Below are 25888 nucleotides of genomic sequence, written 5' to 3'. Positions count from 1 at the left end.
GATGTAGCGGGGCCCGGTGAAGGGCTAGGCGGCCTTCGCCTTGGTGGCGTACATGTCGACGTACTCCTGGCCGGACAGCCGCATGACCTCGGTCATCACGGAGTCGGTCACGGCGCGCAGCACATAACGGTCGCGGTCCATGCCCTCGTACCGCGAGAACTCCATGGCCGCGCCGAAGCGGACCGTGACCCGGCCCGGCCGCGGGATCCCCGCGCCGCCCGGCTGGAGCTTGTCCGTGCCGATCATCGCGAACGGGACGACCGGGGCGCCGGTCATCAGGGTGAGCCGGGCCATGCCGGTGCGGCCGCGGTACAGGCGGCCGTCGGGGGAGCGGGTGCCCTCGGGGTAGATCCCGAAGACCTTGCCCTCCTCCAGGATGCGGCGGCCGGTCATCAGCGCCGCCACGCCACCGTTGGCGCCGTCCCGGTCCACCGGGATCATGCCGACGCCGGTGAAGAACCACGCCATCAGGCGGCCCTTGAGGCCCTTGCCCGTGACGTACTCGTCCTTGCCGATGAAGAGCACCTGCCGGTCGCAGACCAGCGGAAGGATCATCGAGTCGATGAAGGTGAGGTGGTTGCCGGCCAGGATCACCGGGCCGTCGCCCGGGATGTGCTCCACGCCCTCCACCCGTGGGCGGAACATCAGGCGCATGATCGGTCCGAGCACTGCCTTGATGAGCGCGAAGCGGGACAACGGGCCCTCCGGTGTCAAGGGATCGGTATGGAGTCTGTGCAGGTGAGGACGATACTCGCGGTTCCCGGGTGATTGCACATCGGGTTCATCGACCGGATACGCACTGTTGACCTACGTTTACCTGCGGTGGCGCGCCTGTGGGCGCCCGACATCGGGCCGACACGATGTGACGGACATCGCGCGTCGCACCGGCGAACGGGTGACCCCGTCATGGTTCGCCGCTCGTTCGCCGCACTCCGACGCGTACCCCCGACCGCCGGACCGAAGCCGACGGACCGTCAGGTTCCGTATCCCGTACGACATCCAGGGTCACCCACGTGTTCGGTCGCAGGCCTCCCTCCCGTCACACCTGGGCACCTACGATCGTCCCGCTTCGACAGGCAGGGCACCTACGGCGGGAGGAGCGCTCATGGGAGCGCAGGAGTCGAACGGTCAGGAGCGGGGCACGGCGCGGCGGGCGCTGCTGGGAGCCGCGGTGCTCGGGGCGGGCGGAGCCGTCCTCGGCCTGCCCGGCGCGGCGGGAGCGGACGAACGGCACGGGGGCGGTGGCTACCGGAGCCTGCCCAGACCGACGGTCATCGGTCACCGCGGGGCCAGCGGCTACCGGCCGGAGCACACCTTCGGCTCGTACCAGCTGGCCCTCGACCTCGGCGCCGACGTCGTCGAGGCCGGCGACCTGGTGCCCACCAAGGACGGCCACCTCGTATGCCGTCACGAGCCGGAAATCGGCGGGACGACGGACGTCTCGGCGCACCCGGAGTTCGCCGACCGCAAGACCACCAAGACGCTCGACGGGGTCGCCACCACCGGCTGGTTCACCGAGGACTTCACCCTCGCCGAGCTGAAGACCCTGCGGGCCGTCGAGCGCATCCCCGCCAACCGCCCGCACAACACCCTCTACAACGGCCGCTGGGAGATCCCCACCTTCGAAGAGGTGCTCCGCTGGCAGGACGAGCAGACCCGCAAGCGCGGCAAGCAGGTCTGGATCTATCCCGAGACCAAGCACCCCACCTACTTCCGGAAGCTCGGCCTCGGCCTGGAGGAGCGGGTCGCCAGGCTGCTGCGCAAGTACGGCAAGGACAAGAAGGACTCGCCGGTCATCCTCCAGTCCTTCGAGCCGAGCAGCATCGAGCGGCTCGACAAGCTCGTCGGCAACCCGCTCGCCGTCCTGCTGTCGGCCGCGAACACCCGCCCCTGGGACTTCGTCGAGGCGGGAGACCCCCGCACGGTCGCCGACCTCGTCAGGCCGGAGGGCCTGAAGTGGATTGCCTCGTTCGCGCAGGGCATCGGCCCCACGCTCGACCTGATCATCCCGAAGGACGCGGCCGGCAACCTCACCCAGCCGACCACCCTCGTCGCCGACGCGCACCGGGCGGGCCTGATCCTGCACCCGTACACGATGCGCAACGAGAACCCCTTCCTGCCCGCGAGCTTCCGCAGGGGCACCGCCGCGGACGCCTACGGGGACGCCTTCGGCGCCTTCAAGGTGTACTTCGAGACGGGCATCGACGGCGTCTTCTCCGACAACGCGGACACCGCCCTGCTGGCCCGCGCGGACTTCCTCAAGGGGTGAGTCCGGCCCCCCGGGCAGTCGAGGACGCGTCCGGGCGACGAGACCGGCGCCCGGCCGTCAACGGATGACCCGGTCACCCCGGATGGGGTGACAACCGGCCGCTCCGGCAACCTCCTGCCGGGGCGGCCGCGTCGTGCCGCACATGACCCACGAGCTGGTTTCCGCCCTGCGACCGCTCCTCGCCGCCGAGGCGTCGGCGGAGGCCCACGCGACCGGCGCGGAGAGCGGCGATCTGGAACAGGCCGTCTGGCTGCGCCTCCTGGAGCGCCTGGACGCGACGGGACCGCCCGTCGACCCGCAGCGCTGGGTGCGCCGAGCCGTGCGCTCCGAGGCGCGCCTGAGCCGTCGCAGGGCCCACGCCGAGCAGCCGTACGCCGTCGAGCCCGCGGACGACAGCGACTCCGGGCCCGAGGAGCGGGCGATGACCGCCGAGCGCCGTCGCGAGCTCCACGACGCCGTGCGCCGGCTGCCCGGCCGCTGCCCCGGCCTGATGGCCGCCCTGCTCTCCCCGGACGACCTCACCTACCGGGAGATCGCAGGTGAGTTGGGTATCTCACAGGGGAGTCTTGGTCCGGAACGTTCCAGATGCCTGGGATGTCTGCGTCGTTTGCTGACGGTGGAGGTTGCGGCCCGCTGACGACGGGGATAGGAGTGAGGGACGACCGGTGGAACAGGTGAGCGGGAGGCATGCACACATGGGCATGAGCGTGACCATCTCGGCGGCGACCGAGCAGGACGCAGAACAGATCCTGAAGCTGCAGTACCTCTGCTACCAGAGCGAGGCCGAGCTGTACGGCGACTACGGCATCGAGCCGCTCACGCAGCCGCTCGACTCGCTCAGGGCGGAACTGGCGGGCGGCACCGTACTGGTGGCCCGGCTCGGCGACGAGGTGGTGGCCTCGGTACGCGGCGCCGTCGACGCCGACGGCACGGCCCGCATCAACAAACTCATCGTGCATCCGCGCATGCAGCGGCACGGCCTCGGCGGGCGCCTGCTCGCCGCGATCGAGACGCGGCTAGGCGCCGATGGGGCGGCCAAGTCCTTCCAGCTCTTCACCGGCCACCGCAGCGAGCGCAACCTGCGTCTGTACCGCAAGCACGGCTACGCGCCCGTCTCCCAGGAGCGGGTGGGCGAGCGTATGACGCTGGTGACCCTGGCCAAGGGCGCCGACACCGGCGCGTACGCCACCAGCGCCTAGCGGTCGCCGAACGCCACACCCTGCTGGTCGGCGGTCGTACGCGCCTTGCGCAGCCAGTACATCGCCGACAGCGGCAGCAGCACCGGGATGAAGAGATAGCCCATGCCGTAGTCCGACCACACCGTGGCGTCGGGGAAGGCGGACGGCTCGACCAGCGTCCAGGTCCCGACGATCAGCACGCCCGCGAGCTCGGCGGCGCAGCACACCAGCGCCGCCCTCCGCGCCGTCTCGCCGCCGCGCACGAGCGAGTACGTGATGAATCCGTAGACGAGACCGGCGACCGCGGAGAGCGAGTAGGCGAGCGGCGCCTTGTCGAACTCCGTGGAGATCTGCACGGCGGACCGCGAGACGGCGCCGACCACCATCACGCCGTACAGCCACAGCAGCAGCATGCCGGGGCCGGTGATGAGCCGCGTGCGCTTCTTCTCCGCCGGCCGCGCGGCCGGATCCCCGTTCCGTTCGTCCCGTTCGTCCCGCTCGTCCCGAGGCACGGTCGTGTTCTCCTCCGTGGCCGTCATCTCAGCCTCCCCAGATGTCGTAGAGCCGTACTTCGAGCACGGCGAGAACGACGCCGCCGGCCGCCACCGTGACCGAACCCCAGCGGGTGCGCTCCGCCAGCGACATGAACCCCGCGGCGGGAACGCACGCGAAGGCGCCGAGCAGATACGCCACGAAGATCGTCGTGCCCTGCTCCGGCTTCTCGCCGCGCGCCAGCTGGACCACGCCGATCACCAGCTGGATCACGGCGAGCAGCGACACCACGGCCATGCCGATGAAGTGCCAGTCCTTGGTCGGCTGATCACGGTAGGCGGCCCAGCCGCACCAGGCGGCGAGCGCGAGCGCGGCGACGGCCGTCGCGACCGTCAGGGCATCAAACATGCCGCGACCCTATTACGGGCCAAAAGACCCGATGCGCTCGCCCCCGGGGTGCCCCTTAGGGTCGAAGGCATGAAGATCCACGCTGAAGCCCTCCTGTTCGACAACGACGGAACCCTCGTCTCGTCCATCGAGTCGGTGAACCGCTGCTGGACGCGGTGGGCACAGGAGTACGGGATCACCCCCGAGGACTTCGCCAGGATCGGACTGCACGGCCGCCCCGCCGCCGAGATAGCCGCCGACCTGCTGCCCGCCGGCCTCGTCCCCGAGGCACTCGCCCGTATCGAGCGGCTGGAGGTCGAGGACGTGCCGGGCGGGGTCGTGCCGCTGCCCGGCACCCTCGCGCTGCTCGCCGCGCTGCCCGCCGAGCGCTGGGCCGTCGTCACCTCGGCCACCCGGCGGCTGGCCGAGGCCCGGCTCGACGAGGTCGGGATCCGCCCCAAGACGATGATCACCGCCGACGACATCACCCGGGGCAAGCCCGACCCCGAGCCCTATCTGCTCGCCGCCCGCGAACTGGGCGTCGACCCTGCCCGCTGCGTCGTCTTCGAGGACGCCCCCGCCGGGCTCCGGGCGGGCCGGGCGGCCGGCATGACCACCGTGGCGTTGGCCACAACGCACCAGGCCCACGAGCTGGACGCCGACCTCGTCGTCCAGGACCTCTCCGCCCTGTCCGTACTGGTCACGGATGCCGGTGTGGAGATCTCCGTCCGGGACTGAACCGCGTCCACCGCTGTCCGCTATTCGGACAGCGGTGGCGGGCCCCGGCCCCCGATCTGCTTTACTTCCTTCCATGACCACGACGAGCTGCCGCATCCTTGCGACCGAGGCGACCATGACGCCCGGTGCTCGTTGTATGTGTCGAATGTGCGCCTGCTAGAGGGCCCTCGCACCACCGCCTGATCCCGCGCCCCGAAGCGGGATAGCCGCGCCCTGTGTCCGTACCGCGTACGTGACCGGGCTGCCCCGCGCACACGTTCTCCTTCCGGTTCCATCGCCATCGCGAGAACCGTGCCGCGTTCCCGACCGAATGCACCCGTGCCCGGCGCACACCCACGCCCTGCACTCGACAGTGACGGAAACCCCAGTGATCACGACAACGGGCCTCACCAAGGTCTACCGCTCGCGCGGCCGTGAAGTGACCGCCCTCGACGGCGTCGATCTGCATGTCCGCGAAGGCGAGGTGTACGGCGTCATCGGCCAGTCCGGCGCCGGCAAGTCCTCGCTCATCCGCTGCGTCAACCTCCTGGAGCGTCCCACCTCCGGCACGGTCACCGTCGCCGGCCAGGACCTCACCGCCCTCGTCGGCCGCGGTCCGCGTGCGGGCCGGGAACTGCGCCGGGCGCGCAGCCGGATCGGCATGGTCTTCCAGCACTTCAACCTGCTGTCCTCGCGGACCGTCCAGGACAACGTCGAGCTGCCGCTCGAGATCCTCGGCTTCTCCGGGAAGGAGCGCAGCCGCAAGGCGCTCGAACTGCTCGACCTGGTAGGCCTGTCCGACAAGGCCCGGTCCTACCCGGCCCAGCTCTCCGGCGGTCAGAAGCAGCGCGTCGGCATCGCCCGGGCGCTCGCCGGCGACCCGAAGGTGCTGCTCTCCGACGAGGCGACCAGCGCCCTCGACCCGGAGACCACCCGCTCCATCCTCCAGCTGCTGCGCGACCTGAACCGCCAGCTGGGCCTCACCGTCCTGCTCATCACCCACGAGATGGACGTCGTCAAGACGATCTGCGACTCGGCCGCGCTGATGGAACAGGGCCGCATCGTCGAGTCCGGCACCGTCAGCGAGCTCCTCGCGACGCCCGGCTCCGAGCTGGCCTCCGCGCTCTTCCCGGTCAGCGGCGACGCCTCCGGCGACGACCGCACCGTCATCGACGTCACCTTCCACGGAGAGGCGGCGACCCAGCCCGTCATCTCGCAGCTCTCGCGCACCTACAACATCGACATCTCGATCCTCGGCGCCGCGATGGACACCGTCGCGGGCAAGCAGGTCGGCCGGATGCGCATCGAACTGCCCGGCCGCTACGAGGACAACGTCGTGCCGATCGGCTTCCTCCGCGAGCAGGGCCTGCAGATCGACATCCAGGGCCAGGAGCCCGTTCTGGTGAAGGAAGGTGCCCTGTGACCTGGTCGGAGATGCAGCCGCTGCTGTCCCAGGCGTGTTGGGACACGCTCTACATGGTCGGCTGGTCCACGCTGATCGCGATCGTCGGCGGTCTGCCGCTCGGCATCCTGCTGGTCCTCACCGACCGCGGCGGACTCCTGCAGAACGTGGTCGTGAACAAGGTCGTCGGGCAGGTCGTGAACGTCGCCCGCTCGCTGCCCTTCATCATCCTGATGGTCGCGCTGATGAGCTTCACGCGGACGATCACGGGAACGACCATCGGGCGGGACGCGGCGATCGTGCCGCTCGCCGTCGGCGCGATCCCGTTCTTCGCGCGGCTGGTCGAGACGTCGGTCCGCGAAGTGGACGGCGGACTCGTCGAGGCCGTGCAGTCGATGGGCGGCAACACCTGGACCGTCGTCCGCAGGGTCCTCGTACCCGAGTCGCTGCCGTCGCTGATCTCCTCCGCGACCACCACGATCGTCGCTCTCATCGGCTACTCGGCGATGGCCGGCACGGTCGGCGCCGGCGGTCTCGGCGACATCGCGATCCGCTACGGCTACCAGCGCTTCGAGACCGGAATGATGTGGATCACGGTCGCCATCCTGGCGGTCGTCATCTCGCTCATCCAGTTCGCCGGCGACTACGCGGCCCGCGGGCTGCACCGGCGCGGCGGGCACTCCGGCGCCGCCCCGAAGCTGCGGTTCCTGAAGTCCAGGGAGCCCGCCGCCGCGGACGTCGGCAAGGTCGCCTGAACCCTCCCGGGAGCCTGCCGCAGGCCCCGTGCTTCCCCCGCAGACTTCCCCGTTCACCCCATGACGGGGCAGCTTCACCCATAAGGAAAGGCACTTTTCGTGCGTAACACCGCCAAGATCACCACCGCCGTCCTCGCCGCCGGAGCCCTCACCCTGGGGCTCTCCGCCTGCGGCTCGGACAAGGACTCGTCCTCCTCCTCGGCCGACACGAGCGGGCCGCTCGTCGTCGCCGCCAGCCCGGTCCCGCACGCCGAGATCCTCAACTACATCAAGGACCACCTGGCGAAGAAGGCCGGCCTCGACCTTGAGGTCAAGGAGTTCCAGGACTACATCGTGCCGAACACGGCGACCGAGGACGGCTCGGTGGACGCCAACTACTTCCAGAACCAGCCGTACCTGGACGACTTCAACCAGAAGCGCGGCACGCACATAGTGCCCGTCGTCACGGTGCACCTGGAGCCGCTCGGCCTCTACTCCCACAAGGTGAAGAGCACCGACGCCCTGAAGAGCGGTGCGACCGTCGCGGTCCCGAACGACGCGGTCAACGAAGCGCGTGCCCTGAAGCTGCTCGCGTCCAAGGGGCTGATCACCCTCAAGGACGACGCCGGTAACGCGGCGACCCCGCAGGACATCTCGAAGAACCCGAAGAACCTCAAGTTCAAGGAGGTCGAGGCGGCTCAGACCCCGCGCTCCCTGGACGACGTGGACGCGGCGGTCATCAACGGCAACTACGCCATCGCCGCCGACCTCAAGCCCGCCGAGGACGCCCTCGTCCTGGAGTCGGCGACGAACAACCCGTACGGCAACTTCCTCGCCGTCAAGAAGGGCAACGAGGACGACCCGCGCGTGAAGAAGCTCGCGAAGCTCCTCACGTCGCCCGAGGTCAAGAAGTTCATCGAGGACAAGTACGCCGGCTCCGTCATCCCGTCCTTCAAGTAGGCGCGGACCGGGGGAAGAAGAGCGAGGAGGGCGGCGGCGAGGGCTCGGCCCCGGAGGCCGGCCACGGCCGGCGGCCCCCCTCGTCACCGCACGGGGTCCACTCCATTACCCGGAGTGGACCCCGTTGTGCCGTTCAGTGGTTTCATGCTGCATGCTGGGCAGTTCAGCGGACCCGACGGTATATCAGGTCCGAAGTCCCCGACGGTTACGGAGCGTCGCATGACGAGCACCTTCCCCGACATCTCCATCAGCACGGAGCGGTTGGTCCTGCGTGCGCTCCACCAGGACGACGTGCCCGCGCTGGCCGAGATGATGAACGACGAGATGGTCGCGGCCTGGACGTCGATCCCGCAGCCGTTCACGGAGGACGGTGCCCGCGGCTGGGTCGACGACTACGCGCCCACGGAGCGCGCGGAGGGCCGCGGACTCGACCTCGCCGTCACGGAGTTCCTCACCCAGCGCCTGGTCGGCGTCATCCAACTCGGCAAGACGAACTGGCGCGTTCGCTCCACGGAACTCTCCTACATCATCGCCCCCTGGGCGCGCGGCGAGGGCTACGCGTCCGAAGCCGCGCTCGCCACCGCCCGGTGGCTCTTCCGCGAGCAGAAGTTCGAGCGCATCGAGCTGCGCACGGCCGCCGACAACACCGCCTCGCAGCAGGTCGCCCAGAAGATCGGCTGCATCAGTGAGGGTGTGCTGCGCAACGCCTGCATAGCGCGCACCCGGACCGAGGACGGCACCTGGGTCGAAGTGCGCACCGACTTCATCGTGTGGAGCCTGCTGCCGGAGGACCTCGACGGCGTGGGCGAGCGCCTCGCCGACAGCGGCGGATACACATCGTTCAACGACTGGGCCTGACCCGGCCCGGCAGCCGTACGGCACTCCGCGCGCCGGTCCGTCACCGGCGTACCGGAGCGGTCGCGACGAGTCATGTGGATGGACGGGCGTTCCCCCACCGGACCCCGGGGCACGGACCGGGACCACGGTCCGGGAAGGGCGGGACCGCTCCCGCGCCACACCGCCCGGCCCGGCATCGGCCTTGCCGCACCAGGTACCCTCACGGAGCCCGCCCGGGCTGCACCTGACGACCTGCGAAGACCCTCTGGAGACTGACGACGATGGCCGACCGGGTCACGGTGATCGGCTGGGACGGCTCGCCGCTGACCGCCGCGGCGCGCTCGGCTCTCGCTGCCGCCACGCTGGTGGCCGGCGCGGCCCACCATCTCGCACTCCCCGAAGTGCCGGAGAGCGCCGAACGCATCCGTCTCGGCAGCGTCGGCCTCGCCGCCCGCCGGATCGCGGGCCACCGTGGCACCGCCGTCGTCCTGGCCGACGGGGACCCGGGATTCTTCGGCGTCGTACGCGCCCTGCGCGCACCCGAGTTCGGCCTGGAGGTCGAAGTCGTGCCCGCCGTCTCCTCGGTGGCCTCCGCCTTCGCCCGCGCCGGAATGCCCTGGGACGACGCACAAGTGGTCGTCGCACATAGCCGCACCCTGCGACGCGCGGTGAATGTATGCCGAGCCCACACCAAGGTCGCTGTCCTCACCTCACCCGGCGCCGGACCCGCCGAACTCGGGCTGCTGCTCGAAGGAGTGCACCGCACCTTCGTCATCTGCGAGGAGCTCGGCACCGCCCGCGAACAGGTCACGATCCTGACCTCGGACAAGGCGGCCGACCACACCTGGCGCGACCCGAACGTCGTGATCGTGATCGGCGGCTTCGTGGCCGCGGCCGAAGGGGGCGGCTGGATCGCCGGCCGGGAGCCCGGCGGCGGACCGCGCGGCTGGGCGCTGCCCGCCGGGGCGTACGGCGGCGCACTCGGCGAGGGCGAGACGGATCTGCTCCGGGCCGCCCAACTCGCCCGCCTGGGGCCCCGCGTCGGCGACCTCGTCTGGGACATCGGCTCCGGCAGCGGCGCGTTCGCCACCGAGGCCGCCCGCACCGGTGCCGCCGTCATCGCCGTCGACCGCAGTCCGGGCGCCTGCACCCGCACGGAACACTCCGCCCGCCGCTTCGGCGTCCAGATGCAGATCGTGCACGGCAGCGCCCCGCACGTCCTGGAAGACCTGCCCGAACCCGATGTCGTCCGCGTCGGCGGCGGGGGAGCGGCGGTCGTCTCCGCCGTCGCCGACCGCCGGCCCCAGCGCATCGTCACGCACGCCGCCACCCGAGACGCCGCCGAACTCATCGGCCGCGATCTGACCGAGCACGGCTATGAGGTCGAGTGCGCCCTCATTCAGTCCGTCGAACTCGATACAAGGGCCTGGACGGAGAAGGAGCGGAGCGTCGCGTTCCTGCTCAGCGGCCGTTTGCCGGATCGCGCCCCGTGATCCTGTTGTCGTACCGCGCGCGGTAGGCTGGCCGATCGTTGTACCGCTCCCGGGGGGTCGGCCTTTCGTGGGCCAATGTCCGGAAAACCCGCCCGTTTTGAGGCGTGTGTGGTACGGCAGAACCGGAGGACGCGCAACGTGGCGCAGTCCACAGCGGGCGCTCGCGGATCAACCTGTCGCGAGGGCGGTACGACCGGGACAATGCCAGTTAATGGCTTTGTCGTCTTTGTTGGCCGGTCGTTCGTGCCGCTGGGCACGCACGCTCGTTCTTCACTGTGGGGCGGTCGGTGCGCCGTTCCGGGCGAGCTGGACTTGGAAGCACTAACCGATGGGCGAGGGGTACGCATGACCGACACCGGCCAGGTCCCGGGCGAGGGATTGCCGGAGAACGCAGGCATGGTGGAGCAGCCGGGCGTCACCACGCCGGGCGCGTACACCTACCTCGACCCCTCCGATAGCCCCGCCGAGGACGACGACCTGCTTCTGATGCCCGGAGCGCCCGGTGCCCAGGGCGCCTGGGGCAACGAGGTGCCGCCGCCGGCCCCGATGCCCTTCACCGACGAGCCCGGCCCGCACGAGACGGCCGGACGGGACAGCGGCGCGGTCGACCTCGGCGCCGTCCGCGCGCCGAATCCCGTGCCCGTACCGCAGCCCGTGGCGCCCCGTCGCCCGCTGCACCTCGGCCCGCCCACGCCGGACGGCTCCTCCAGCCCCGTGCGCTCCCTGGCCGACCGCGGACCCGCGGGCGCGCGCCCGGGCCCCATGGCCGCCCCCGTCTCTCCCGTACGGCACGCCGGTCCGCCTACGGCCGGTCCCGAGTACCTGGACGTGGCCCAGCTCGGCGAGGCCGCTCCCCAGGGCGCTGTGCCGTGGGGGACTCCGCCGGTCGGGTTCGAGGCGACGGCTGCAGAAACGGTCGTCCCGGAGGCGGGACCGCTGCCCGCGTCCGCCCTGGACGTGGAGGCCGGACCGGTTCCCGAACCGCAGGCGGCGGAGGCCGAGCAGGTGCCGGGGTTCGTCGCGGCGCCCTTCGTCCATGACCAGGCCCTGACGCCGGACACGGCGCTGACGCCGGACGCGGCCCTGACGCCGGACGGCGCCCAGGCGCCGATGCCGCAGACCCACGAAGCGCCGCTCGACCTCCAGGACCCCGCGGACGAACAGGCTCCCGAACCCGTGCCCGCGACGGACGGCTCGCCGGCCGCCCCGCTCCCCGACGCCCCGCAGTTCGCGGACGTCGCGCAGATCCCGGACGCCCCGCACACCCTCGGCGCGCCGGCCACCACCGAAGCTGCCGAGCCGGCCGGATCCGCCGAGCCCACGGGTGGCGACGCGCAGGTGTCGGCGCACGACGCCACGCCGGTGCAGATCCCCGCGGACGTCGAGCAGGTCGCGCCCGCGCAGGACCTCGCTCCGGCCGAGGACGTCGCCGCCGCGCAGGCCCCTCAGGCGGTCCCGCCGCAGATCGCCGACCAGGAGACGCACGCAGCGGACCCGGCCGAGCCCGTGGCCGCGGACGCGGAGTTCGCCGAACCCGCTGTCCACATGCCGGAACCGGCAGTCCGATTCGCGGACGCGGTGCCTCAGCCGGAGACCGAGCAGCCCCCCGCCGCCCCGCACGTCTTCGAGGCCCCGGAGTCCGCGCTGTCGGCACTCTCCGCGCGGGCGGCGGAAGCCTCGCACGGCGGGCCGGGCATCGGCCTCGAAGGCTTCCAGGCCCAGCAGTTCACGGACCGGGCCGCGTTCGCCGAGAACGGATCCGCTCTCTCCGGGGACGCCACCGCGCTCTCGGAGAACGGCGCCTTCGCCCACAACGGCGTCGTCTTCCCCGAGCCCAGCGGCAACGAGGCCCTGCACGGCGTACCGGTGGGCGTGACCGCGCACGCGGAGGTCTCCCACGGAGAGCAGCACCACCCGGGCGCCCTGGACGCGGCGGCCGCTCCCGGACACCCCGGTGCGCCCTTCGTGCCCCAGGGTGACCAGGGCGTCGGCCGGTTCGTGCCCGTGGACGGCACCGTGCCGACCACGCCGCACCTGGCCCCGACCCCGCCGCACGCCATGACCGTGCCGCCCCTCCCCTTCGAGGAGGAGCAGCCGCCGGCCCAGGAGCCCGCGGAGGCGTCGATCGTCGTGGCGCCCGCCCCGGTCGAGGAGACCACCGAAGGGACCGAGGAGACCGTCGAAGGGATCGAGGAGACCGCCGAAGGGATCCTGGAGACCTCCGTCACGGAGGCGGAGCCGATCGCTCCGGCGCCCGTGCCCGCACCGCGGGAAGCGGAGGCCCTGCCCGAGGTCACCCCCGAGCCCGCCCCTGTACCGGAACTCGCGGTCGAGCCGGAACCCGTAGTCGCACAGCAAGCGGAGGACCTGCGCACCCAGGTCGCCGACCAGGAAGAGAGCACGGCCGTAGTGGAAGACGTACGAGAGTCCACCGGTCCGGCGGCCCCCGGCTACGACGACGCCGAGCGCGAGGCCGTGTTGCGGGTGATGCGCGAACGTCGTGACATCCGCAACGGCTTCCGCAGCGACCCGATCCCGCACGACGTGCTGCTGCGCGTCCTGGAGGCCGCGCACACCGCGCCGTCCGTCGGCCACTCCCAGCCCTGGGACTTCGTCGTCATCCGCTCCGCCGACACCCGGCGCGGCATGCACGAACTCGCCCAGCGCCAGCGCGAGGCCTACGCCAAGTCCCTGCCCAAGGGCCGCGCCAAGCAGTTCAAGGAACTGAAGATCGAGGCCATCCTCGACACCCCGGTCAACATCGTCGTCACCGCCGACCCGACCCGGGGCGGCCGCCACACCCTCGGCCGCCACACCCAGCCGCAGATGGCCCCGTACTCCTCCGCGCTCGCGGTCGAGAACCTGTGGCTCGCGGCCCGTGCCGAGGGCCTCGGCGTCGGCTGGGTCAGCTTCTTCGACGAGCGGGAGATGGTCCGCGCGCTGGGCCTGCCCGAGCACCTCGACGTGGTCGCCTACCTCTGCGTCGGATACGTCGACGAGTTCCCCGACGAGCCCGAGCTCATGCAGGCCGGCTGGTCCAAGCGCCGCCCCCTGTCGTGGGTCGTGCACGAGGAGACGTACGGCCGCCGCGCCCTGCCCGGCGAGGAGCCGCACGACCTGCTCGCCGAGACGGTCTCCAACATCCGCCCCCTGGACGCCAAGGCGCTGGGCGAGGCGTGGGAGCGCCAGAAGCGGATGACCAAGCCCGCGGGCGCCCTCGGCATGCTGGAGATCATCTCCGCGCAGCTGTCGGGCCTGTCCCGGATGTGCCCGCCGCCGATCCCGGAGCCTGCCGCCGTCGCGATCTTCGCGGGCGACCACGGCGTGCACGCCCAGGGCGTCACCCCGTGGCCGCAGGAGGTCACCGGGCAGATGGTGGCCAACTTCCTGGGCGGCGGCGCGGTCTGCAACGCGTTCGCCAACCAGGTGGGCGCCGAGGTCTGCGTCATCGACGTGGGCGTCGCCTCCGACCTGCCGGCCACACCGGGCCTGCTGCCCCGCAAGGTCCGCGCGGGCACCGCCGACATGACGACGGGTCCCGCCATGACCCGCGAAGAGGCGATCGCGGCGCTCGAGGTGGGCATCGAGACGGCCCGCGACCTGGTCGCCGCGGGCAACAAGGCGCTGCTGACCGGTGAGATGGGTATCGCCAACACGACCGCCTCGGCGGCCCTGATCTCGGTCTTCACCGGCGCCGACCCCGCCGAGGTGACGGGCCGTGGTACGGGCATCAACGACGAGACCCTGGCCCGCAAGACCGAGGTCGTCCGCCGTGCCATCGACTTCCACCAGCCGGACCCGGCCGACCCGATCGGTGTCCTCGCGGCGATCGGCGGCCTCGAGCACGCCGCCATGGTCGGCCTCCTCCTCGGCGGCGCCTCCCTGCGCACGCCGGTGATCCTGGACGGCGTCAGCGCCGGCGCCGCCGCACTGGTGGCCCGCGCCATCGCCCCCGAGGTCCTGGCCGCCTGCATCGCGGGCCACCGCAGCGCGGAGCCCGGTCACGTGGCCGCCCTGAACAAGCTGGGCCTGCGCCCCCTGATCGACCTGGACCTGCGCCTGGGCGAGGGCACCGGCGCCCTCCTGGCCCTGCCCATCGTCCAGAGCGCGGCACGGGCGATGCACGAGGTCGCGACGTTCGACTCGGCCGGGGTGACCGAGAAGTAGGCCGACGGCGCCGGGTGGGCCGGGCGAGCGTTCCGCGCTGCCCGCTCGGCCCCGCCGTAGTCTGGACCCCTACCGAAAAACCCCACGTCAGGGCCGCTCCAAAGCCGCAGCGCGCCCGCCCGCACCGCCTGCCCGTACGAGGAGCCGCACCTCCATGGCCGAACACCCCGCCTACCCCGTAGGCCTCCGCCTCGCCGGCCGTCGCGTCGTCGTCCTCGGCGGTGGCCAGGTGGCCCAGCGCCGGCTGCCCGCGCTCATCGCGGCGGGCGCGGACATCCACCTCGTGTCACCGCAGGCGACCCCGTCCGTCGAGGCGATGGCGGACGCGGGCGAGATCACCTGGACGCGGCGCCCGTACGAGGAGGGCGACCTCGCCGACGCCTGGTACGCGCTGATCGCCACGAGCGACTCCCGGGCCAATGCCGACGCCTCGGCGGAGGCCGAGCGCCACCGCGTCTGGTGCGTCCGCTCGGACGACGCCGACGCCGCGACGGCCTGGACCCCGGCCACCGGTCACAGCGAGGGCGTGACCGTCGCCGTCCTCACCACGAACTCCAAGGGCCGCGACCCCCGCCACACCGCCGCGATCCGCGACGCCGTGGTCGAGGGGCTGCGCGACGGCACCCTCGTCGCACCGCACCACCGCACCCGTACCCCCGGCGTCGCCCTGGTCGGCGGAGGTCCGGGCGACCCCGACCTGATCACGGTCCGCGGCCGCCGGCTGCTCGCCGAGGCCGACGTGGTCATCGCCGACCGCCTCGGTCCCCGAGACCTGCTCGCCGAACTCCCGCCGCACGTCGAGGTGATCGACGCGGCGAAGATCCCGTACGGCCGGTTCATGGCCCAGGAGGCCATCAACAACGCGCTCATCGAGCACGCCAGGCAGGGCAAGTCCGTCGTCCGGCTGAAGGGCGGCGACCCGTTCGTCTTCGGCCGCGGCATGGAGGAGGCCCAGGCGCTCGCCGAGGCAGGCATCGCCTGCACGATCGTGCCCGGCATCTCCAGCTCGATCTCGGTGCCGGGCGCCGCGGGCATCCCGGTCACCCACCGGGGTGTCGCACACGAGTTCACCGTGGTCAGCGGCCATGTCGCGCCCGACGACGAGCGCTCCCTCGTCGACTGGCCCGCGCTCGCCAAGCTGCGCGGCACCCTCGTCGTCCTCATGGGCGTCGACAAGATCGGCAGGATCGCCGACACGCTCGTCGCGCACGGCAAGCCGGCCGACACCCCCGTCGCCCTCGTCCAGGAGGGCACGACCGCGGCGCAGCGCCGTGTCGACGCCACCCTGGCCACCGTCGCCGAGACCGTCCGAGCCGAGGATGTGAGGCCGCCCGCGGTCATCGTCATCGGCGAGGTCGTGAACGCAGGCTCCGGACTTCCCGAGTAACCACGGGTAACCCAACCCGTTCCCAGCCGTTGGCACCGCACCCAGGACAAGGCAGTATCACCCTGTGGCCGATCTCATCACCGTCGAGAACCCCGACGACCCGCGTCTGCGCGACTACACGGGCCTGACCGACGTGGAACTGCGCCGCAAGCGCGAACCCGCCGAGGGCCTGTTCATCGCCGAGGGCGAGAAGGTCATCAGACGGGCCAAGGACGCAGGGTACGAGATGCGTTCGATGCTGCTGTCCGCCAAGTGGGTCGACGTCATGCGCGACGTCATCGACGAACTCCCGGCCCCCGTCTACGCGGTCAGCCCGGAGCTCGCCGAGCAGGTCACCGGCTATCACGTGCACCGGGGAGCGCTCGCCTCCATGCAGCGCAAGCCGCTGCCGACGGCGGACGAGCTGCTGCGGTCCGCGCGCCGGGTCGTCGTCATGGAGTCGGTCAACGACCACACCAACATCGGCGCCATCTTCCGCTCCGCCGCCGCCCTCGGCATGGACGCGGTGCTGCTCTCCCCGGACTGCGCGGACCCCCTCTACCGCCGTTCCGTGAAGGTCTCGATGGGTGCGGTCTTCTCGGTCCCCTACGCCCGTCTCGACGCCTGGCCCAAGAGCCTGGAATCGGTGCGCGACGCCGGGTTCAACCTGCTCGCCCTCACCCCGGACGAGAAGGCCAGGTCTCTCGACGAGGCCGCCCCGCACCGGATGGACCGCGTCGCCCTGATGCTCGGCGCGGAGGGCGACGGCCTGTCCACCCGGGCCCTGATGGCGGCCGACGAGTGGGTCCGCATCCCGATGGCCCACGGCGTCGACTCCCTGAACGTCGGAGCGGCGGCCGCGGTCGCCTTCTACGCGGTGGCGACGGGCCGCCCGGAGAGCTGACGTCCGCGCGGGGGCTCGGCCGCCCTCGCCACCGACGTGCGTGACCGGTCCCGCGTCCGCGGTGTGACCGACCGGACCGGGTCCTAGGCGTCCCGGTGGACCTGGCTCCGGTCCGTCCCGGCCGTCGACGCGCCGGTGGGCCGCGGCTCGTAGGACGACTGCTCCTGGCGTACGTCCTTGCGCGGGACCCCGTCGTCGAGCCCGCGGGCCGGTCCCTGGCACCCCTGGGCCGCGGCGATACCGAGCGCGACCAGCAGCGTCACCACCACGAACACGAAGAGCCGCTGGCGCAACAGCCGCGGATTGGCGGGCCGCCTGCCCGTTCCGGTGGTCCGCGGCCCGGGCCGTCCGGCGCCGCTGCGGGGCGCGGGCCTGCTCCCGGAACGGCCGGTGTTGCGGGCGGGCGCCGGCCGCGATCCCGAGCGTGATCCGCCGTTCGTCCCGCCGGTGCGCGGCGGGGGAGTGGCCCCCGGACGCCGCTGGGTGCGCTGCTCGACGTACTGCTCGGCCAGGCGTCCCGTCGGCCGGTCCGGATCCGTGCGCGGCGCGGGCGGCCGCACGTCCGCCATGCCCTGGGCCTCGCGGGCCGCGATCTCCTTGAGCCGCAACGACAGTTGGAGCGTGCTCGGCCGTTCCTCGGGGTCCTTCGCCAGACAGGCCCGGACGAGCGGGGCGAGGGCGTCCGGAACCCCCTGCAGGTGCGGCTCCTCGTGCACCACCCGGTAGAGCATCACTTCGGAACTGCCCTGTCCGAAGGGCGAGTCCTGGGTCGCCGCGTAGGCGAGCGTGGCCCCGAGCGCGAAGACGTCCGTGGCCGGGGTGACGGCGGCGCCGCGCACCTGCTCGGGCGCCAGGAATCCGGGGGACCCGACCGCCGTGCCGACGTGGGTGAGCGTGCTGGCCCCGGTCGCCCACGCGATGCCGAAGTCGATGATCCGCGGCCCCTTCGGGGACAGCAGGATGTTGGACGGCTTCAGGTCCCGGTGGACCACCCCGGCCTCGTGCACCGCGACCAGACCCTCGGAGAGGGCGGCACCGACGGCGGCCACGTCGGCGGCCGACAGCGGCCCCTCCTCGGCGACCTTGTCGTGCAGGGAGGGGCCGGGCACGTACTGCGTGGCGAACCACGGACGGTCCGCCTCCAGGTCGGCGGCGACGAGCCGGGCCGTGCAGCCGCCCCTGATCCGTCGTGCCGCCGAGACCTCGCGCGCGAACCGCGAACGGAACTCCTGATCCTCCGCCAGGTCCGGCCGGATCACCTTCAGGGCGACCCGCTGGCCGCGCCGGTCGGAGCCCAGGTAGACAACACCCATCCCGCCCGCGCCGAGCCGTCGGTGAAGCCTGAACGAGCCGACGACACGCGGGTCCTCGCGCCTCAGGCGCATCATCGCCATGTCCATCCCCGCTGCCCGGTCCGTTTGACGAGCCACAGCTTACGTTTCCGCGGCCGGGTGCGCGCAGAGGCCGCGCCCTCTCGTCCCGATCGATTGTCAGTGCCGGGTGGGAAACTTGAAAGGTGGTCAGGGAGCGTGCGAACAGGGCCTCTTTGGACTGCCTGTGATCCCAACCATCCATCGCAGAAGGGGGATTGAACCCGTGAAGGGTGACCGCGTGGAGATAGTCGTGGACGCAGGGGACACGACGCGTACGTACGAGGTGGTAGCCAGCAGGGCGGGTCGCCGGGTGGAGACGGCGGTGCGCCGAGGTGTCGTAGAAGTGAGCGAAGTCACCCGAAGCGGATCAGTGGTACGGACCGCCCGCTTCATGGCGACTCGGGTGCTGGCGCTCGTCGAGCAGCCGGTCCCCCGGGAGGACAGTTCGGAACAGTAGGGGCACATCGGGCGCCCCCTCCGGGAAGACCCTGAGACCTAGGTCCCCGTCTCCACCCAGGGGAGTACTCCGCAGGTCATCGCTCATCCTCCGGGAGGCCCGGCAATCGGTACGAGGGCATGACGACCCGCGCCCGCCGCGCCCCTAGATTTGAGGTCAAGCGGCGGGTGCAGCACTCGTCCCCCGAGGTCAGACACCCGCCGCTGCCAGACACCACAGAAGCTCGGTCAGGAGAGGGACCATGGCCCACACGGCACCGCGGACAGCGCTCCGCACGCAGGGACGCAGGGCGTACAGCGCCGCGTTCGGCACCCGCCAGGGCCGGCGCCACCCCTTGGTGGCGACAGCGATGGTCCTTCCTCTGGCGGCCCTGCTCGTAGTCGTCTTCGGCGGCTGGGAAGCGGTGGTCACACAGGCGTCGTCCGTGGGCGTGATGCTGGGGCGCTGAGCGGCGCCCCAGGCCCGGAAGAGCGGTCCGGGCGGGGACATCCGGCCATGAAACCCCGTGGGGACGGGGGTGCGGCGGACGGCACGAAGAATGCCCGCACAGCTGGGGAGCTGCGCGGGCATTCTTCATGCCTGGTGCCGGGCCTGGGGCCCGGGGGAGCCGGATTGTCGGAGTGGTGCTGTGCCGGGGTGCCGGAGGCTGTGGTGCCGGTGCCGGTGCCGGTGGGCCGGGGTGCTCTGGTGCGGAGAGCCGGTGGGCGGGGTGCTCTGGTGCCGAGAGCCGGAGAGCTGTGGTGCCGGTGCTGCGGCAGGGGATGCGGCAGGGGATGCGGGCCGAGGTGTCGGAGGTAGTGGTGCCGACGCCGACGCCGACGCCGACGCCGACGCCGACGCCGACGCCGGCGTGCCGGGGGTGCTCCGGTGCCGAGAGCCGGAGAGCGGTGGTGCCGGTGCTGCGGCAGGGGATGCGGGCCGGGGTGCCGGAGAGGTGCGGGCCCGGTCGGCGGGGGTGCGTCCCTGGCTGCGTACCCTCACCGGCAGATGTCGTACAGCCCCAGGGGGAACCGTGACCGCAGACACCCTGCTGCCCGCACTCACCGCCGCGGCGCGCCACGCGGCCCACCCGGCGACGGCCGCACCCTGCCTCTGTGACGCCGGGGACGCACTGCTCGCGGACCGCGACGACGGCACCGTCGTGCGCCACGGCGACATCGTCGCCAAGGCCCACGCCCCGGACACGGACCCCGCCGCGCTCGCCCTCCGCCTCTCCGTGGCCACGGGCCTCCCCGGCGTCCTCCTGTCGCCGCTGACTCCCGCTTCCGCCGGTCTCCTCGGACGCCGGGTGACCCTCTGGCCGTACGGCGGCCCCGTCGACCCCGACACCCCCGACGCGGCCCCCTGGGAGGCGGCCGCGACCCTCCTGGCCCGCCTGCACCGGGCCCCCGCCCCGGACGGCCTGCCGCCCATGCGGGGGCCCGCCAAGGCCGCCCGCGCGATCGCCCGCCTGCGCGCCGCCGGCCCGCACCCGGCCGCCGCCCCGGTCCTGCGTGCCTGGGGGGCGCTGCCGGGCTGGGCACGGGCAGAGGCCCCGATGCCGGACGTGACGACCCTGTGCCACGGCGACCTGCACCTCGGCCAGCTCGTTCGCCATCCCGCGCCGGACGGTCCCTGGCTCCTGATCGACGTCGACGACCTGGGCGTCGGCGACCCCACCTGGGACCTGGCCCGCCCGGCCGCCTGGTACGCCTGCGGGCTCCTCCCGACCGACGAGTGGCTCCGCTTCCTGACCGCCTACCGGGCCGCGGGCGGCCCGGCCGTTCCCGCCGACGGCGATCCCTGGTCCGCCCTGGACGTCGCGGCCCGCGCCCTCACCGTGCAGACCGCGGCCCTGGCCGTCGCCAAGTCCGCCGCCGCGGACCGCCCGTTGGACGAGGTGCAGCTGGCGGTCGTCGACGCCTGCGACCGAATGAGTTCCGCCCCGCCCGAGTTGACGCAAGGTTTCGCGACGTAGGGTGCAACCGACCGAAGCCGGGCAGAGTCTGTCCTGGCGGAAGCAGTACCTTCTGGCGAGGAGTTGAGCCGAGCATGCAGTGTCCGAAATGCCATGCGCCGATGCACACGTACAACCGCAATGGCGTCCAGATCGAGCAGTGCAGCGGCTGCCGCGGGATATTTCTCGACTACGGCGAGCTGGAGTCGCTGACCCGCGTGGAGTCGCAGTGGTCGCAGCCCGCGCCGCCGCCCCAGGGCGCTCCGCAGGCCTACCCGTCCGCACCGGCTCCGGCCTGGGGCGCCCCGCAGCACGGCGGTGGTCACTACGGCGGCCACGGCGGCCACCACCGGCACAAGAGCTTCGGCCACATGCTCTTCTCGTCCTGAACGACCGAAGGGGCCTCCTCCCGGGCGGAGGGGGCCCTTCGTCGTGCCCGGCACCCGGCCCGCCGCGGCCGGAGCACGACGAAGCCCCCGACCGTACGAGACGGCCGGGGGCTTTGCTGGTGCGCGATACTGGGATTGAACCAGTGACCTCTTCCGTGTCAGGGAAGCGCTCTCCCGCTGAGCTAATCGCGCAGGTCACGCGGCCGGAGCCACGCTTGCTGCTGGACTTGCGTGCGCGATACTGGGATTGAACCAGTGACCTCTTCCGTGTCAGGGAAGCGCTCTCCCGCTGAGCTAATCGCGCGGGGATCCTTGCGGACCAGTGGACGATACTGGGATTGAACCAGTGACCTCTTCCGTGTCAGGGAAGCGCTCTCCCGCTGAGCTAATCGTCCTTGGAGGTGGAGACGGGATTTGAACCCGTGTAGACGGCTTTGCAGGCCGTTGCCTCGCCTCTCGGCCACTCCACCAGGAGTGCGGGGGTTCGGGAAGATCCCCCTCATCCTGCGAGCGGACGACCAGGTTCGAACTGGCGACCTCAACCTTGGCAAGGTTGCGCTCTACCAACTGAGCTACGTCCGCTTGTCGTTTCCGTTGCGCTTGCGCGTCCCGGCGACGAGTTGAACTCTAGCGGATTCCCGGGCCAGCACAAAAACGCGTTTGTGCAGCGTGCTGCGGTCTGTCCCCCCGAGGACATGGTCAGGGCACCTGCCGCACACCCGCCCTAGACTCGTCTGCGTGCTCGACCTCCCTCCTCTCGCCCGTTTCGGCGGCCTCGTCGCGACCGGCCTCCTCGACGTCACCAGCGATCCCGCGGCCCTGGACTCGACCGGCTTCTGGGCCGTCTCGGCCGACTTCGAGGGGCGTCTGACCTGCGCCCGCTTCCGGGACGTACGGGAGGAGCCGGTGCCCGCGCCGGTGCCCGGACGGTGGCACGGCCCGGCGGCCGGTGACTGGAACTCGTCCCTCGACCGCGCCGCCTACACGGCCGGCGTGCGACGCATCCGCGAGCACATCGCGGCCGGCGAGGTCTACCAGGCGAACCTCTGCCGCGTGCTCAGCGCACCCGTCCCGCCCGACGCGGACGTGGACGCGCTGACCGCTCTGCTGGCCCGCGGCAACCCGGCACCGTACGCGGGAACGATCCGGCTGCCGGCCCACGGCGTCGAGATAGCCACCGCCTCCCCGGAACTCTTCCTGCGCCGCACGGGCCGCTCCGTCGAGTCGGGCCCGATCAAGGGCACCGGACGCACCGAGGCGGACCTCCTGGACAAGGACTACGCCGAGAACGTGATGATCGTGGACCTCGTCCGCAACGACATCGGCCAGGTCTGCGCCACCGGCACCGTGACCGTGCCCGACCTGTGCGTCGTCGAGAAGCACCCGGGACTCGTGCACCTCGTCTCCACCGTCCACGGTGAGCTCCGCGAGGACGTCGGCTGGCCCGGACTCCTCGCCGCCGCCTTCCCGCCCGGCTCCGTCACCGGCGCCCCGAAGTCCAGTGCCCTGCGGATCATCGACGCCCTGGAGACCGCGCCGCGCGGCCCGTACTGCGGAGGCATCGGCTGGGTCGACGCCGACCGTGGCACCGGCGAGCTGGCCGTCGGCATCCGCACCTTCTGGATCGACCGCGCCGACGGCGCCCTGCGCTTCGGCACGGGAGCGGGCATCACCTGGGGATCCGACCCCGAGGGGGAGTGGCGGGAGACCGAGCTGAAGGCGTCCCGGCTGCTCGCGGTAGCGTCGGGAGAGTACGAGGCGGGTGACGGGACTCTCCCGTCCTGAGCCGGTCCCCGGGACCACGCCCGGGACCGGGCCGAAACGTCACGCCGGACGGCTCGTCCGGCTCCGGCAGATTCATGCGAGGTAGGGACAGTGAAGCTTTGGCTCGACGGCGGGCTGCAGGACATCGAGGCCGCCCGCGTCTCCGTCTTCGACCACGGGCTGACCGTGGGTGACGGCATCTTCGAGACCGTGAAGGCGGTCGAGGGCCGGCCCTTCGCGATGACCCGCCACCTCGACCGGCTGGCCCGCTCGGCGCGCGGCCTCGGTCTGCCCGAGCCCGACGCCGACGAGGTGCGCCGCGCCTGCGCCGCCGTCCTCGACGCCAACCCGATGCCGCTCGGCCGGCTCCGCATCACCTACACCGGCGGCCACGGGCCGCTCGGCTCCGACCGTGGCGAGCACGGTCCGACCCTCGTCGTCGCGCTCGGCGCCTCCGGCCGGCGTCCCGACTCCACCGCGGTCGTCACCGTCCCCTGGACCCGCAACGAGCGCGGCGCGCTGACCGGCCTCAAGACCACCTCGTACGCCGAGAACGTCGTCGCCCTGGCCCGCGCGCGTGAACACGGCGCGTCCGAGGCGCTGTTCGCCAACACCGTGGGCCAACTCTGCGAGGGCACCGGGTCCAACGTCTTCGTCGTCCTCGACGGCGAGATCCACACCCCGCCGGTCGCCTCCGGCTGCCTCGCCGGCATCACCCGCGCCCTCACCGTCGAATGGACGGGCGCCAAGGAGACCGACCTGCCGCTGGACGTCCTCGAGCACGCCGACGAGATCTTCCTGACGTCCACACTGCGCGATGTGCAGGCCGTGCACCGGGTCGACGCCCGTGAACTGCCGGGCGCACCGGGCCCGGTGACCGCCAAGGCGATGCGCGTCTTCGACGAGCGGGCCGCGGACGACCTCGATCCCTGACCGGCGCTCGGGGCCGACGGTCCCTGATCGCACGGTAATTCAGCTGACCCCGGACGCATCAGGGGGTACAACACCCCTGATGACCACGACACTGCGGCCGACCGAGCCGCTTCAGCACGCCGCCGACGGAACGCGGTCACGCCGCTACCACGTGTGCGTGAACAGCCGTCCCGTCGGCGCCGTACACCTGGCGACGGACACCTCCTTCGGACCGTCCGTCGCCAAGATCCACGAGCTGCGCATCGAGGTGCCGGACCGCGGTCGCGGTCGCGGCACCGTGGCCGCGCTGGCCGCCGAGGAGGTGGCGCGCGGCTGGGGCTGCCGGCAGATCGAGGTGACCGTCCCCGGCGCCGCCGCCGGGGCGCTGGAGCTCACCAGGGCACTCGGTTACGTCCTGCGCAACCGCGGGATGGAGAAGGTGCTCGAAGGTTCCCCGCCCGTGCTGCCCCCGGGCAGCGCCGACCGGCCCATGACCCGGGACGAGTACGAGATCTGGGACCGGACGGGCCGGCAGGCGTACGCCGAGGACTGGATCCGGCACGGGGTGCCGGAGGCCGAGGCGCTCGCCAAGGCGAAGCGGGACTTCGGCGGTGCGCTGCCCCAGGGCCCGGACACCGCGAACATGCGGCTGAGCGTCCTGGAGCACGAGGGCGTCCCCGTGGGCGAGCTCTGGCTGGGGGACCGGGACGGGCGCACCTTCGTCTACGACGTGGGGGTCCGCGCGGACCGGCGCGGACGCGGCCACGGGCGGACGCTCATGCGGCTCGCCGAGGTACGGGCGACGGCCGTCGGGTCGAGCCGTGTCGGCCTCAACGTCTTCGCGGGGAACACCCCGGCCGAGCGGCTCTACGAGTCGCTCGGCTACGAGACGACGACGTACCACCTGTACAAGAGGCTGCTCTAGCCGGGACATGTCACCCGACCAGCTCCGCAGGTGGGTCGCGGGGCTCGGCGCGGGGCTCAGGCCTGCTCGGCCAGCAGCCGGTCTGCGATCTCCTCGATCCGCTCGCGCAGTCCGTCCTGGCTCTTGCCGCCGTCCAGACGCTCACCGCCGATGACGTACGTCGGCGTGCCGGTGACGCCGATCGCCTTGCCCTCGGCCTGGTCGGCGTCGACGATCAGGATGTGCCGGCCGTCGATCAGGGCCGTGTCGAACTCCTCGGCGTCCAGGCCGAGTTCCCCCGCGATCTCGACCAGGAAAGCCTCACCCCCGCGGTCCAGCTCCTCCACACGGCCGAGCACGGCCTCGATGTACGGCCAGGCGCTGCCCTGCTCGGCGGCCTCCTCGGCGGCCTGCGCCGCGGCGAAGGCGTGCTTGTGCTTCTCCAGGGGGAAGTGCCGCAGCCGCAGCTCGAGACGGTCGCCGTAGCGGGCACGCAGCGCGCGCAGGTCGGCGAGGGCGCCACGGCAGTCGGGGCACTGGAGTTCACACCAGACGTCCAGGACGACGGGGGCCGGACGCGCGGGGGAGGAGTCGTTCATGGGATCCAGTCTCCCAGTCCCGGCACGGGGCGGCCGAACCGGGACCTGGGGAGGACGGTGACCCGGAGATGTCCCTGAGGTCTCCCCGGACCATGGCATACCGGGCATGGGGCGGTGCAGGATGGAAGGGACGAACCACCCAGCCCCACCGAGCCCTGCCTGGAGGACCGGAATGATCGCAGAGACCGTCTGTTCCGCCGTCTCCGTCGCCGGCCTGGGCATCGCCGCGGTGACGGCCTACCGCAAGCGTTTCCTGGCGGCCGCCCGGATCGCCGCCTACTCCCTGGTGCCGATCGGCCTGGTCATGACCGGAGTGGTCGGCTGGCTGGCCGACACCGCGTTCAGTCCGACCGCGTGGGCCGGCTTCGTGGTGCTCGGCGGCGCGTGGGCGCTGTTCATGATCACCCGTGTCGTGGAGCGTCGGAGCGGGGGGACACGGAAGGAGCGCAAGGCCGCGAAGGCCGCCGCGCAGCGGGACGCGATGGCTCCCGCCGCCTCGGCCCCCTCGCTGGGCCAGGGCGCCGGCACCGTCGCCCGGCCCGCCGCGACACCGCGGGCCAAGGGTTCCGGGGACGACTTCAGCGACATCGAGGCGATCCTGAAGAAGCACGGCATCTGACCGGCTGAGCCGACCCAAGATCGCACGCG

Annotated in this window: 25 protein-coding genes and 5 tRNA genes; 20 read left to right on the top strand and 10 right to left on the bottom strand. The window is 72.2% G+C overall.

What is annotated here, in order from left to right:
* Positions 1 to 24: 24 nt before the first annotated feature.
* Positions 25 to 696: a lysophospholipid acyltransferase family protein gene (locus tag OG788_RS10780; protein WP_351130230.1), complete on the bottom strand. Its 672-nt coding sequence runs from the start codon at positions 694 to 696 to the stop codon at positions 25 to 27.
* A 409-nt stretch (positions 697 to 1105) separates the two neighbouring features.
* Here OG788_RS10780 and OG788_RS10775 point away from each other — a divergent pair, with 409 nt between their 5' ends.
* The 3 genes from OG788_RS10775 (at position 1106) to OG788_RS10765 (ending at position 3468) form a co-directional block, all read left to right on the top strand.
* Entirely contained in the window at positions 1106 to 2269 is a 1164-nt protein-coding gene (locus tag OG788_RS10775; protein WP_406370385.1) for a glycerophosphodiester phosphodiesterase, read from the top strand.
* 142 nt (positions 2270 to 2411) lie between these two features.
* Positions 2412 to 2906, top strand: coding sequence for a sigma-70 family RNA polymerase sigma factor (locus tag OG788_RS10770; RefSeq protein ID WP_406370384.1), 495 nt, complete (start codon positions 2412 to 2414; stop codon positions 2904 to 2906).
* Between the two features lie 58 nt (positions 2907 to 2964).
* On the top strand, positions 2965 to 3468 hold the full coding sequence (locus OG788_RS10765; RefSeq protein WP_356463849.1) for a GNAT family N-acetyltransferase: 504 nt from the start codon (positions 2965 to 2967) through the stop codon (positions 3466 to 3468).
* Here OG788_RS10765 and OG788_RS10760 read toward each other — a convergent pair.
* A complete protein-coding gene (locus tag OG788_RS10760; RefSeq protein WP_406376721.1) occupies positions 3465 to 3860 on the bottom strand; it encodes a hypothetical protein in 396 nt (131 codons plus the stop codon). The genes OG788_RS10765 and OG788_RS10760 overlap by 4 nt on opposite strands.
* A gap of 127 nt (positions 3861 to 3987) precedes the next feature.
* A complete protein-coding gene (locus tag OG788_RS10755) occupies positions 3988 to 4347 on the bottom strand; it encodes a hypothetical protein (protein WP_351130241.1) in 360 nt (119 codons plus the stop codon).
* A 69-nt stretch (positions 4348 to 4416) separates the two neighbouring features.
* Here OG788_RS10755 and OG788_RS10750 point away from each other — a divergent pair, with 69 nt between their 5' ends.
* The 9 genes from OG788_RS10750 (at position 4417) to OG788_RS10710 (ending at position 16906) form a co-directional block, all read left to right on the top strand.
* Entirely contained in the window at positions 4417 to 5064 is a 648-nt protein-coding gene (locus OG788_RS10750) for an HAD family hydrolase (RefSeq protein WP_406370381.1), read from the top strand.
* 310 nt (positions 5065 to 5374) lie between these two features.
* Positions 5375 to 6466 carry an ATP-binding cassette domain-containing protein gene (locus OG788_RS10745; protein WP_351541663.1) on the top strand — a complete coding sequence of 364 codons (1092 nt, stop codon included), beginning with the start codon at positions 5375 to 5377 and terminating at the stop codon, positions 6464 to 6466.
* On the top strand, positions 6463 to 7200 hold the full coding sequence (locus tag OG788_RS10740; RefSeq protein ID WP_351541662.1) for a methionine ABC transporter permease: 738 nt from the start codon (positions 6463 to 6465) through the stop codon (positions 7198 to 7200). Before OG788_RS10745 ends, OG788_RS10740 begins: the two co-directional genes overlap by 4 nt.
* Before the next feature lie 99 nt (positions 7201 to 7299).
* A complete protein-coding gene (locus OG788_RS10735) occupies positions 7300 to 8139 on the top strand; it encodes a MetQ/NlpA family ABC transporter substrate-binding protein (protein WP_406370379.1) in 840 nt (279 codons plus the stop codon).
* Positions 8140 to 8358: 219 nt separating this feature from the next.
* Complete coding sequence (locus OG788_RS10730) at positions 8359 to 8997, top strand: GNAT family N-acetyltransferase (protein ID WP_406370377.1); 639 nt, start codon at positions 8359 to 8361, stop codon at positions 8995 to 8997.
* A gap of 260 nt (positions 8998 to 9257) precedes the next feature.
* Complete coding sequence (cbiE, locus tag OG788_RS10725) at positions 9258 to 10469, top strand: precorrin-6y C5,15-methyltransferase (decarboxylating) subunit CbiE (RefSeq protein ID WP_351541659.1); 1212 nt, start codon at positions 9258 to 9260, stop codon at positions 10467 to 10469.
* A 345-nt stretch (positions 10470 to 10814) separates the two neighbouring features.
* A complete protein-coding gene (gene cobT / locus OG788_RS10720) occupies positions 10815 to 14636 on the top strand; it encodes a nicotinate-nucleotide--dimethylbenzimidazole phosphoribosyltransferase (RefSeq protein WP_406370375.1) in 3822 nt (1273 codons plus the stop codon).
* A 154-nt stretch (positions 14637 to 14790) separates the two neighbouring features.
* On the top strand, positions 14791 to 16023 hold the full coding sequence (gene cobA / locus OG788_RS10715) for a uroporphyrinogen-III C-methyltransferase (protein ID WP_406370373.1): 1233 nt from the start codon (positions 14791 to 14793) through the stop codon (positions 16021 to 16023).
* Between the two features lie 64 nt (positions 16024 to 16087).
* Complete coding sequence (locus OG788_RS10710; RefSeq protein ID WP_385698793.1) at positions 16088 to 16906, top strand: TrmH family RNA methyltransferase; 819 nt, start codon at positions 16088 to 16090, stop codon at positions 16904 to 16906.
* 83 nt (positions 16907 to 16989) lie between these two features.
* Here the strand turns inward: OG788_RS10710 and OG788_RS10705 are convergent, their stop codons facing one another.
* On the bottom strand, positions 16990 to 18306 hold the full coding sequence (locus OG788_RS10705) for a serine/threonine-protein kinase (RefSeq protein ID WP_406370370.1): 1317 nt from the start codon (positions 18304 to 18306) through the stop codon (positions 16990 to 16992).
* A gap of 196 nt (positions 18307 to 18502) precedes the next feature.
* Here OG788_RS10705 and OG788_RS10700 point away from each other — a divergent pair, with 196 nt between their 5' ends.
* From OG788_RS10700 to OG788_RS10685, 4 genes are all read left to right on the top strand, one after another.
* A complete protein-coding gene (locus OG788_RS10700; RefSeq protein ID WP_081223398.1) occupies positions 18503 to 18736 on the top strand; it encodes a hypothetical protein in 234 nt (77 codons plus the stop codon).
* Between the two features lie 241 nt (positions 18737 to 18977).
* Entirely contained in the window at positions 18978 to 19184 is a 207-nt protein-coding gene (locus tag OG788_RS10695) for a hypothetical protein (RefSeq protein WP_351541654.1), read from the top strand.
* 564 nt (positions 19185 to 19748) lie between these two features.
* Positions 19749 to 20693 (top strand): aminoglycoside phosphotransferase family protein, encoded by a 945-nt coding sequence (locus OG788_RS10690; protein WP_406370369.1) that lies wholly within the window; start codon positions 19749 to 19751, stop codon positions 20691 to 20693.
* A gap of 74 nt (positions 20694 to 20767) precedes the next feature.
* Complete coding sequence (locus tag OG788_RS10685) at positions 20768 to 21061, top strand: zf-TFIIB domain-containing protein (RefSeq protein WP_266756603.1); 294 nt, start codon at positions 20768 to 20770, stop codon at positions 21059 to 21061.
* A gap of 117 nt (positions 21062 to 21178) precedes the next feature.
* Here OG788_RS10685 and OG788_RS10680 read toward each other — a convergent pair.
* The 5 genes from OG788_RS10680 to OG788_RS10660 all read right to left on the bottom strand — a co-directional run bounded on the left by OG788_RS10680 (position 21179) and on the right by OG788_RS10660 (position 21643).
* Positions 21179 to 21253, bottom strand: a tRNA-Val gene (locus OG788_RS10680).
* 40 nt (positions 21254 to 21293) lie between these two features.
* Positions 21294 to 21365 (bottom strand) — tRNA-Val (locus OG788_RS10675).
* A gap of 19 nt (positions 21366 to 21384) precedes the next feature.
* A tRNA-Val gene (locus tag OG788_RS10670) sits at positions 21385 to 21456 on the bottom strand.
* 1 nt (position 21457) lies between these two features.
* Positions 21458 to 21531, bottom strand: a tRNA-Cys gene (locus OG788_RS10665).
* A gap of 39 nt (positions 21532 to 21570) precedes the next feature.
* Positions 21571 to 21643 (bottom strand) — tRNA-Gly (locus tag OG788_RS10660).
* Positions 21644 to 21799: 156 nt separating this feature from the next.
* Between OG788_RS10660 and OG788_RS10655 the strand changes: the two genes are divergently transcribed.
* From OG788_RS10655 to OG788_RS10645, 3 genes are all read left to right on the top strand, one after another.
* Positions 21800 to 22846, top strand: coding sequence for a chorismate-binding protein (locus OG788_RS10655; RefSeq protein ID WP_406370367.1), 1047 nt, complete (start codon positions 21800 to 21802; stop codon positions 22844 to 22846).
* A 90-nt stretch (positions 22847 to 22936) separates the two neighbouring features.
* The gene (locus tag OG788_RS10650) at positions 22937 to 23758 is read left to right on the top strand and encodes an aminodeoxychorismate lyase (RefSeq protein ID WP_356757166.1); all 822 of its coding nucleotides are present in this window, start codon (positions 22937 to 22939) and stop codon (positions 23756 to 23758) included.
* Between the two features lie 79 nt (positions 23759 to 23837).
* The gene (locus OG788_RS10645; protein ID WP_406370365.1) at positions 23838 to 24662 is read left to right on the top strand and encodes a GNAT family N-acetyltransferase; all 825 of its coding nucleotides are present in this window, start codon (positions 23838 to 23840) and stop codon (positions 24660 to 24662) included.
* A gap of 56 nt (positions 24663 to 24718) precedes the next feature.
* Here the strand turns inward: OG788_RS10645 and OG788_RS10640 are convergent, their stop codons facing one another.
* Positions 24719 to 25240, bottom strand: a complete 522-nt coding sequence (locus OG788_RS10640; RefSeq protein WP_406370363.1) for a DsbA family protein — start codon at positions 25238 to 25240, stop codon at positions 24719 to 24721.
* A gap of 172 nt (positions 25241 to 25412) precedes the next feature.
* Between OG788_RS10640 and OG788_RS10635 the strand changes: the two genes are divergently transcribed.
* Positions 25413 to 25859 (top strand): hypothetical protein, encoded by a 447-nt coding sequence (locus OG788_RS10635; RefSeq protein WP_351541643.1) that lies wholly within the window; start codon positions 25413 to 25415, stop codon positions 25857 to 25859.
* Positions 25860 to 25888: the final 29 nt, after the last annotated feature.

The organism is Streptomyces sp. NBC_00647 (assembly GCF_045207245.1).
Taxonomy (GTDB): domain Bacteria; phylum Actinomycetota; class Actinomycetes; order Streptomycetales; family Streptomycetaceae; genus Streptomyces.
This window is presented reverse-complemented; position numbering and strand designations above follow the sequence as displayed.

Excerpts from the sequence above, each read along its gene's own strand:
- OG788_RS10775 (WP_406370385.1), top strand. The coding sequence starts at position 1,106 with ATGGGAGCGCAGGAGTCGAACGGTCAGGAGCGGGGCACGGCGCGGCGG.
- OG788_RS10770 (WP_406370384.1), top strand. The coding sequence starts at position 2,412 with ATGACCCACGAGCTGGTTTCCGCCCTGCGACCGCTCCTCGCCGCCGAG.
- OG788_RS10765 (WP_356463849.1), top strand. The coding sequence starts at position 2,965 with ATGGGCATGAGCGTGACCATCTCGGCGGCGACCGAGCAGGACGCAGAA.
- OG788_RS10760 (WP_406376721.1), bottom strand. The coding sequence starts at position 3,860 with ATGCTGCTGCTGTGGCTGTACGGCGTGATGGTGGTCGGCGCCGTCTCG.
- OG788_RS10755 (WP_351130241.1), bottom strand. The coding sequence starts at position 4,347 with ATGTTTGATGCCCTGACGGTCGCGACGGCCGTCGCCGCGCTCGCGCTC.
- OG788_RS10750 (WP_406370381.1), top strand. The coding sequence starts at position 4,417 with ATGAAGATCCACGCTGAAGCCCTCCTGTTCGACAACGACGGAACCCTC.
- OG788_RS10745 (WP_351541663.1), top strand. The coding sequence starts at position 5,375 with ATGCACCCGTGCCCGGCGCACACCCACGCCCTGCACTCGACAGTGACG.
- OG788_RS10730 (WP_406370377.1), top strand. The coding sequence starts at position 8,359 with ATGACGAGCACCTTCCCCGACATCTCCATCAGCACGGAGCGGTTGGTC.
- cbiE (WP_351541659.1), top strand. The coding sequence starts at position 9,258 with ATGGCCGACCGGGTCACGGTGATCGGCTGGGACGGCTCGCCGCTGACC.
- cobT (WP_406370375.1), top strand. The coding sequence starts at position 10,815 with ATGACCGACACCGGCCAGGTCCCGGGCGAGGGATTGCCGGAGAACGCA.
- cobA (WP_406370373.1), top strand. The coding sequence starts at position 14,791 with ATGGCCGAACACCCCGCCTACCCCGTAGGCCTCCGCCTCGCCGGCCGT.
- OG788_RS10705 (WP_406370370.1), bottom strand. The coding sequence starts at position 18,306 with ATGGACATGGCGATGATGCGCCTGAGGCGCGAGGACCCGCGTGTCGTC.
- OG788_RS10695 (WP_351541654.1), top strand. The coding sequence starts at position 18,978 with ATGGCCCACACGGCACCGCGGACAGCGCTCCGCACGCAGGGACGCAGG.
- OG788_RS10685 (WP_266756603.1), top strand. The coding sequence starts at position 20,768 with ATGCAGTGTCCGAAATGCCATGCGCCGATGCACACGTACAACCGCAAT.
- OG788_RS10645 (WP_406370365.1), top strand. The coding sequence starts at position 23,838 with ATGACCACGACACTGCGGCCGACCGAGCCGCTTCAGCACGCCGCCGAC.
- OG788_RS10640 (WP_406370363.1), bottom strand. The coding sequence starts at position 25,240 with ATGAACGACTCCTCCCCCGCGCGTCCGGCCCCCGTCGTCCTGGACGTC.
- OG788_RS10635 (WP_351541643.1), top strand. The coding sequence starts at position 25,413 with ATGATCGCAGAGACCGTCTGTTCCGCCGTCTCCGTCGCCGGCCTGGGC.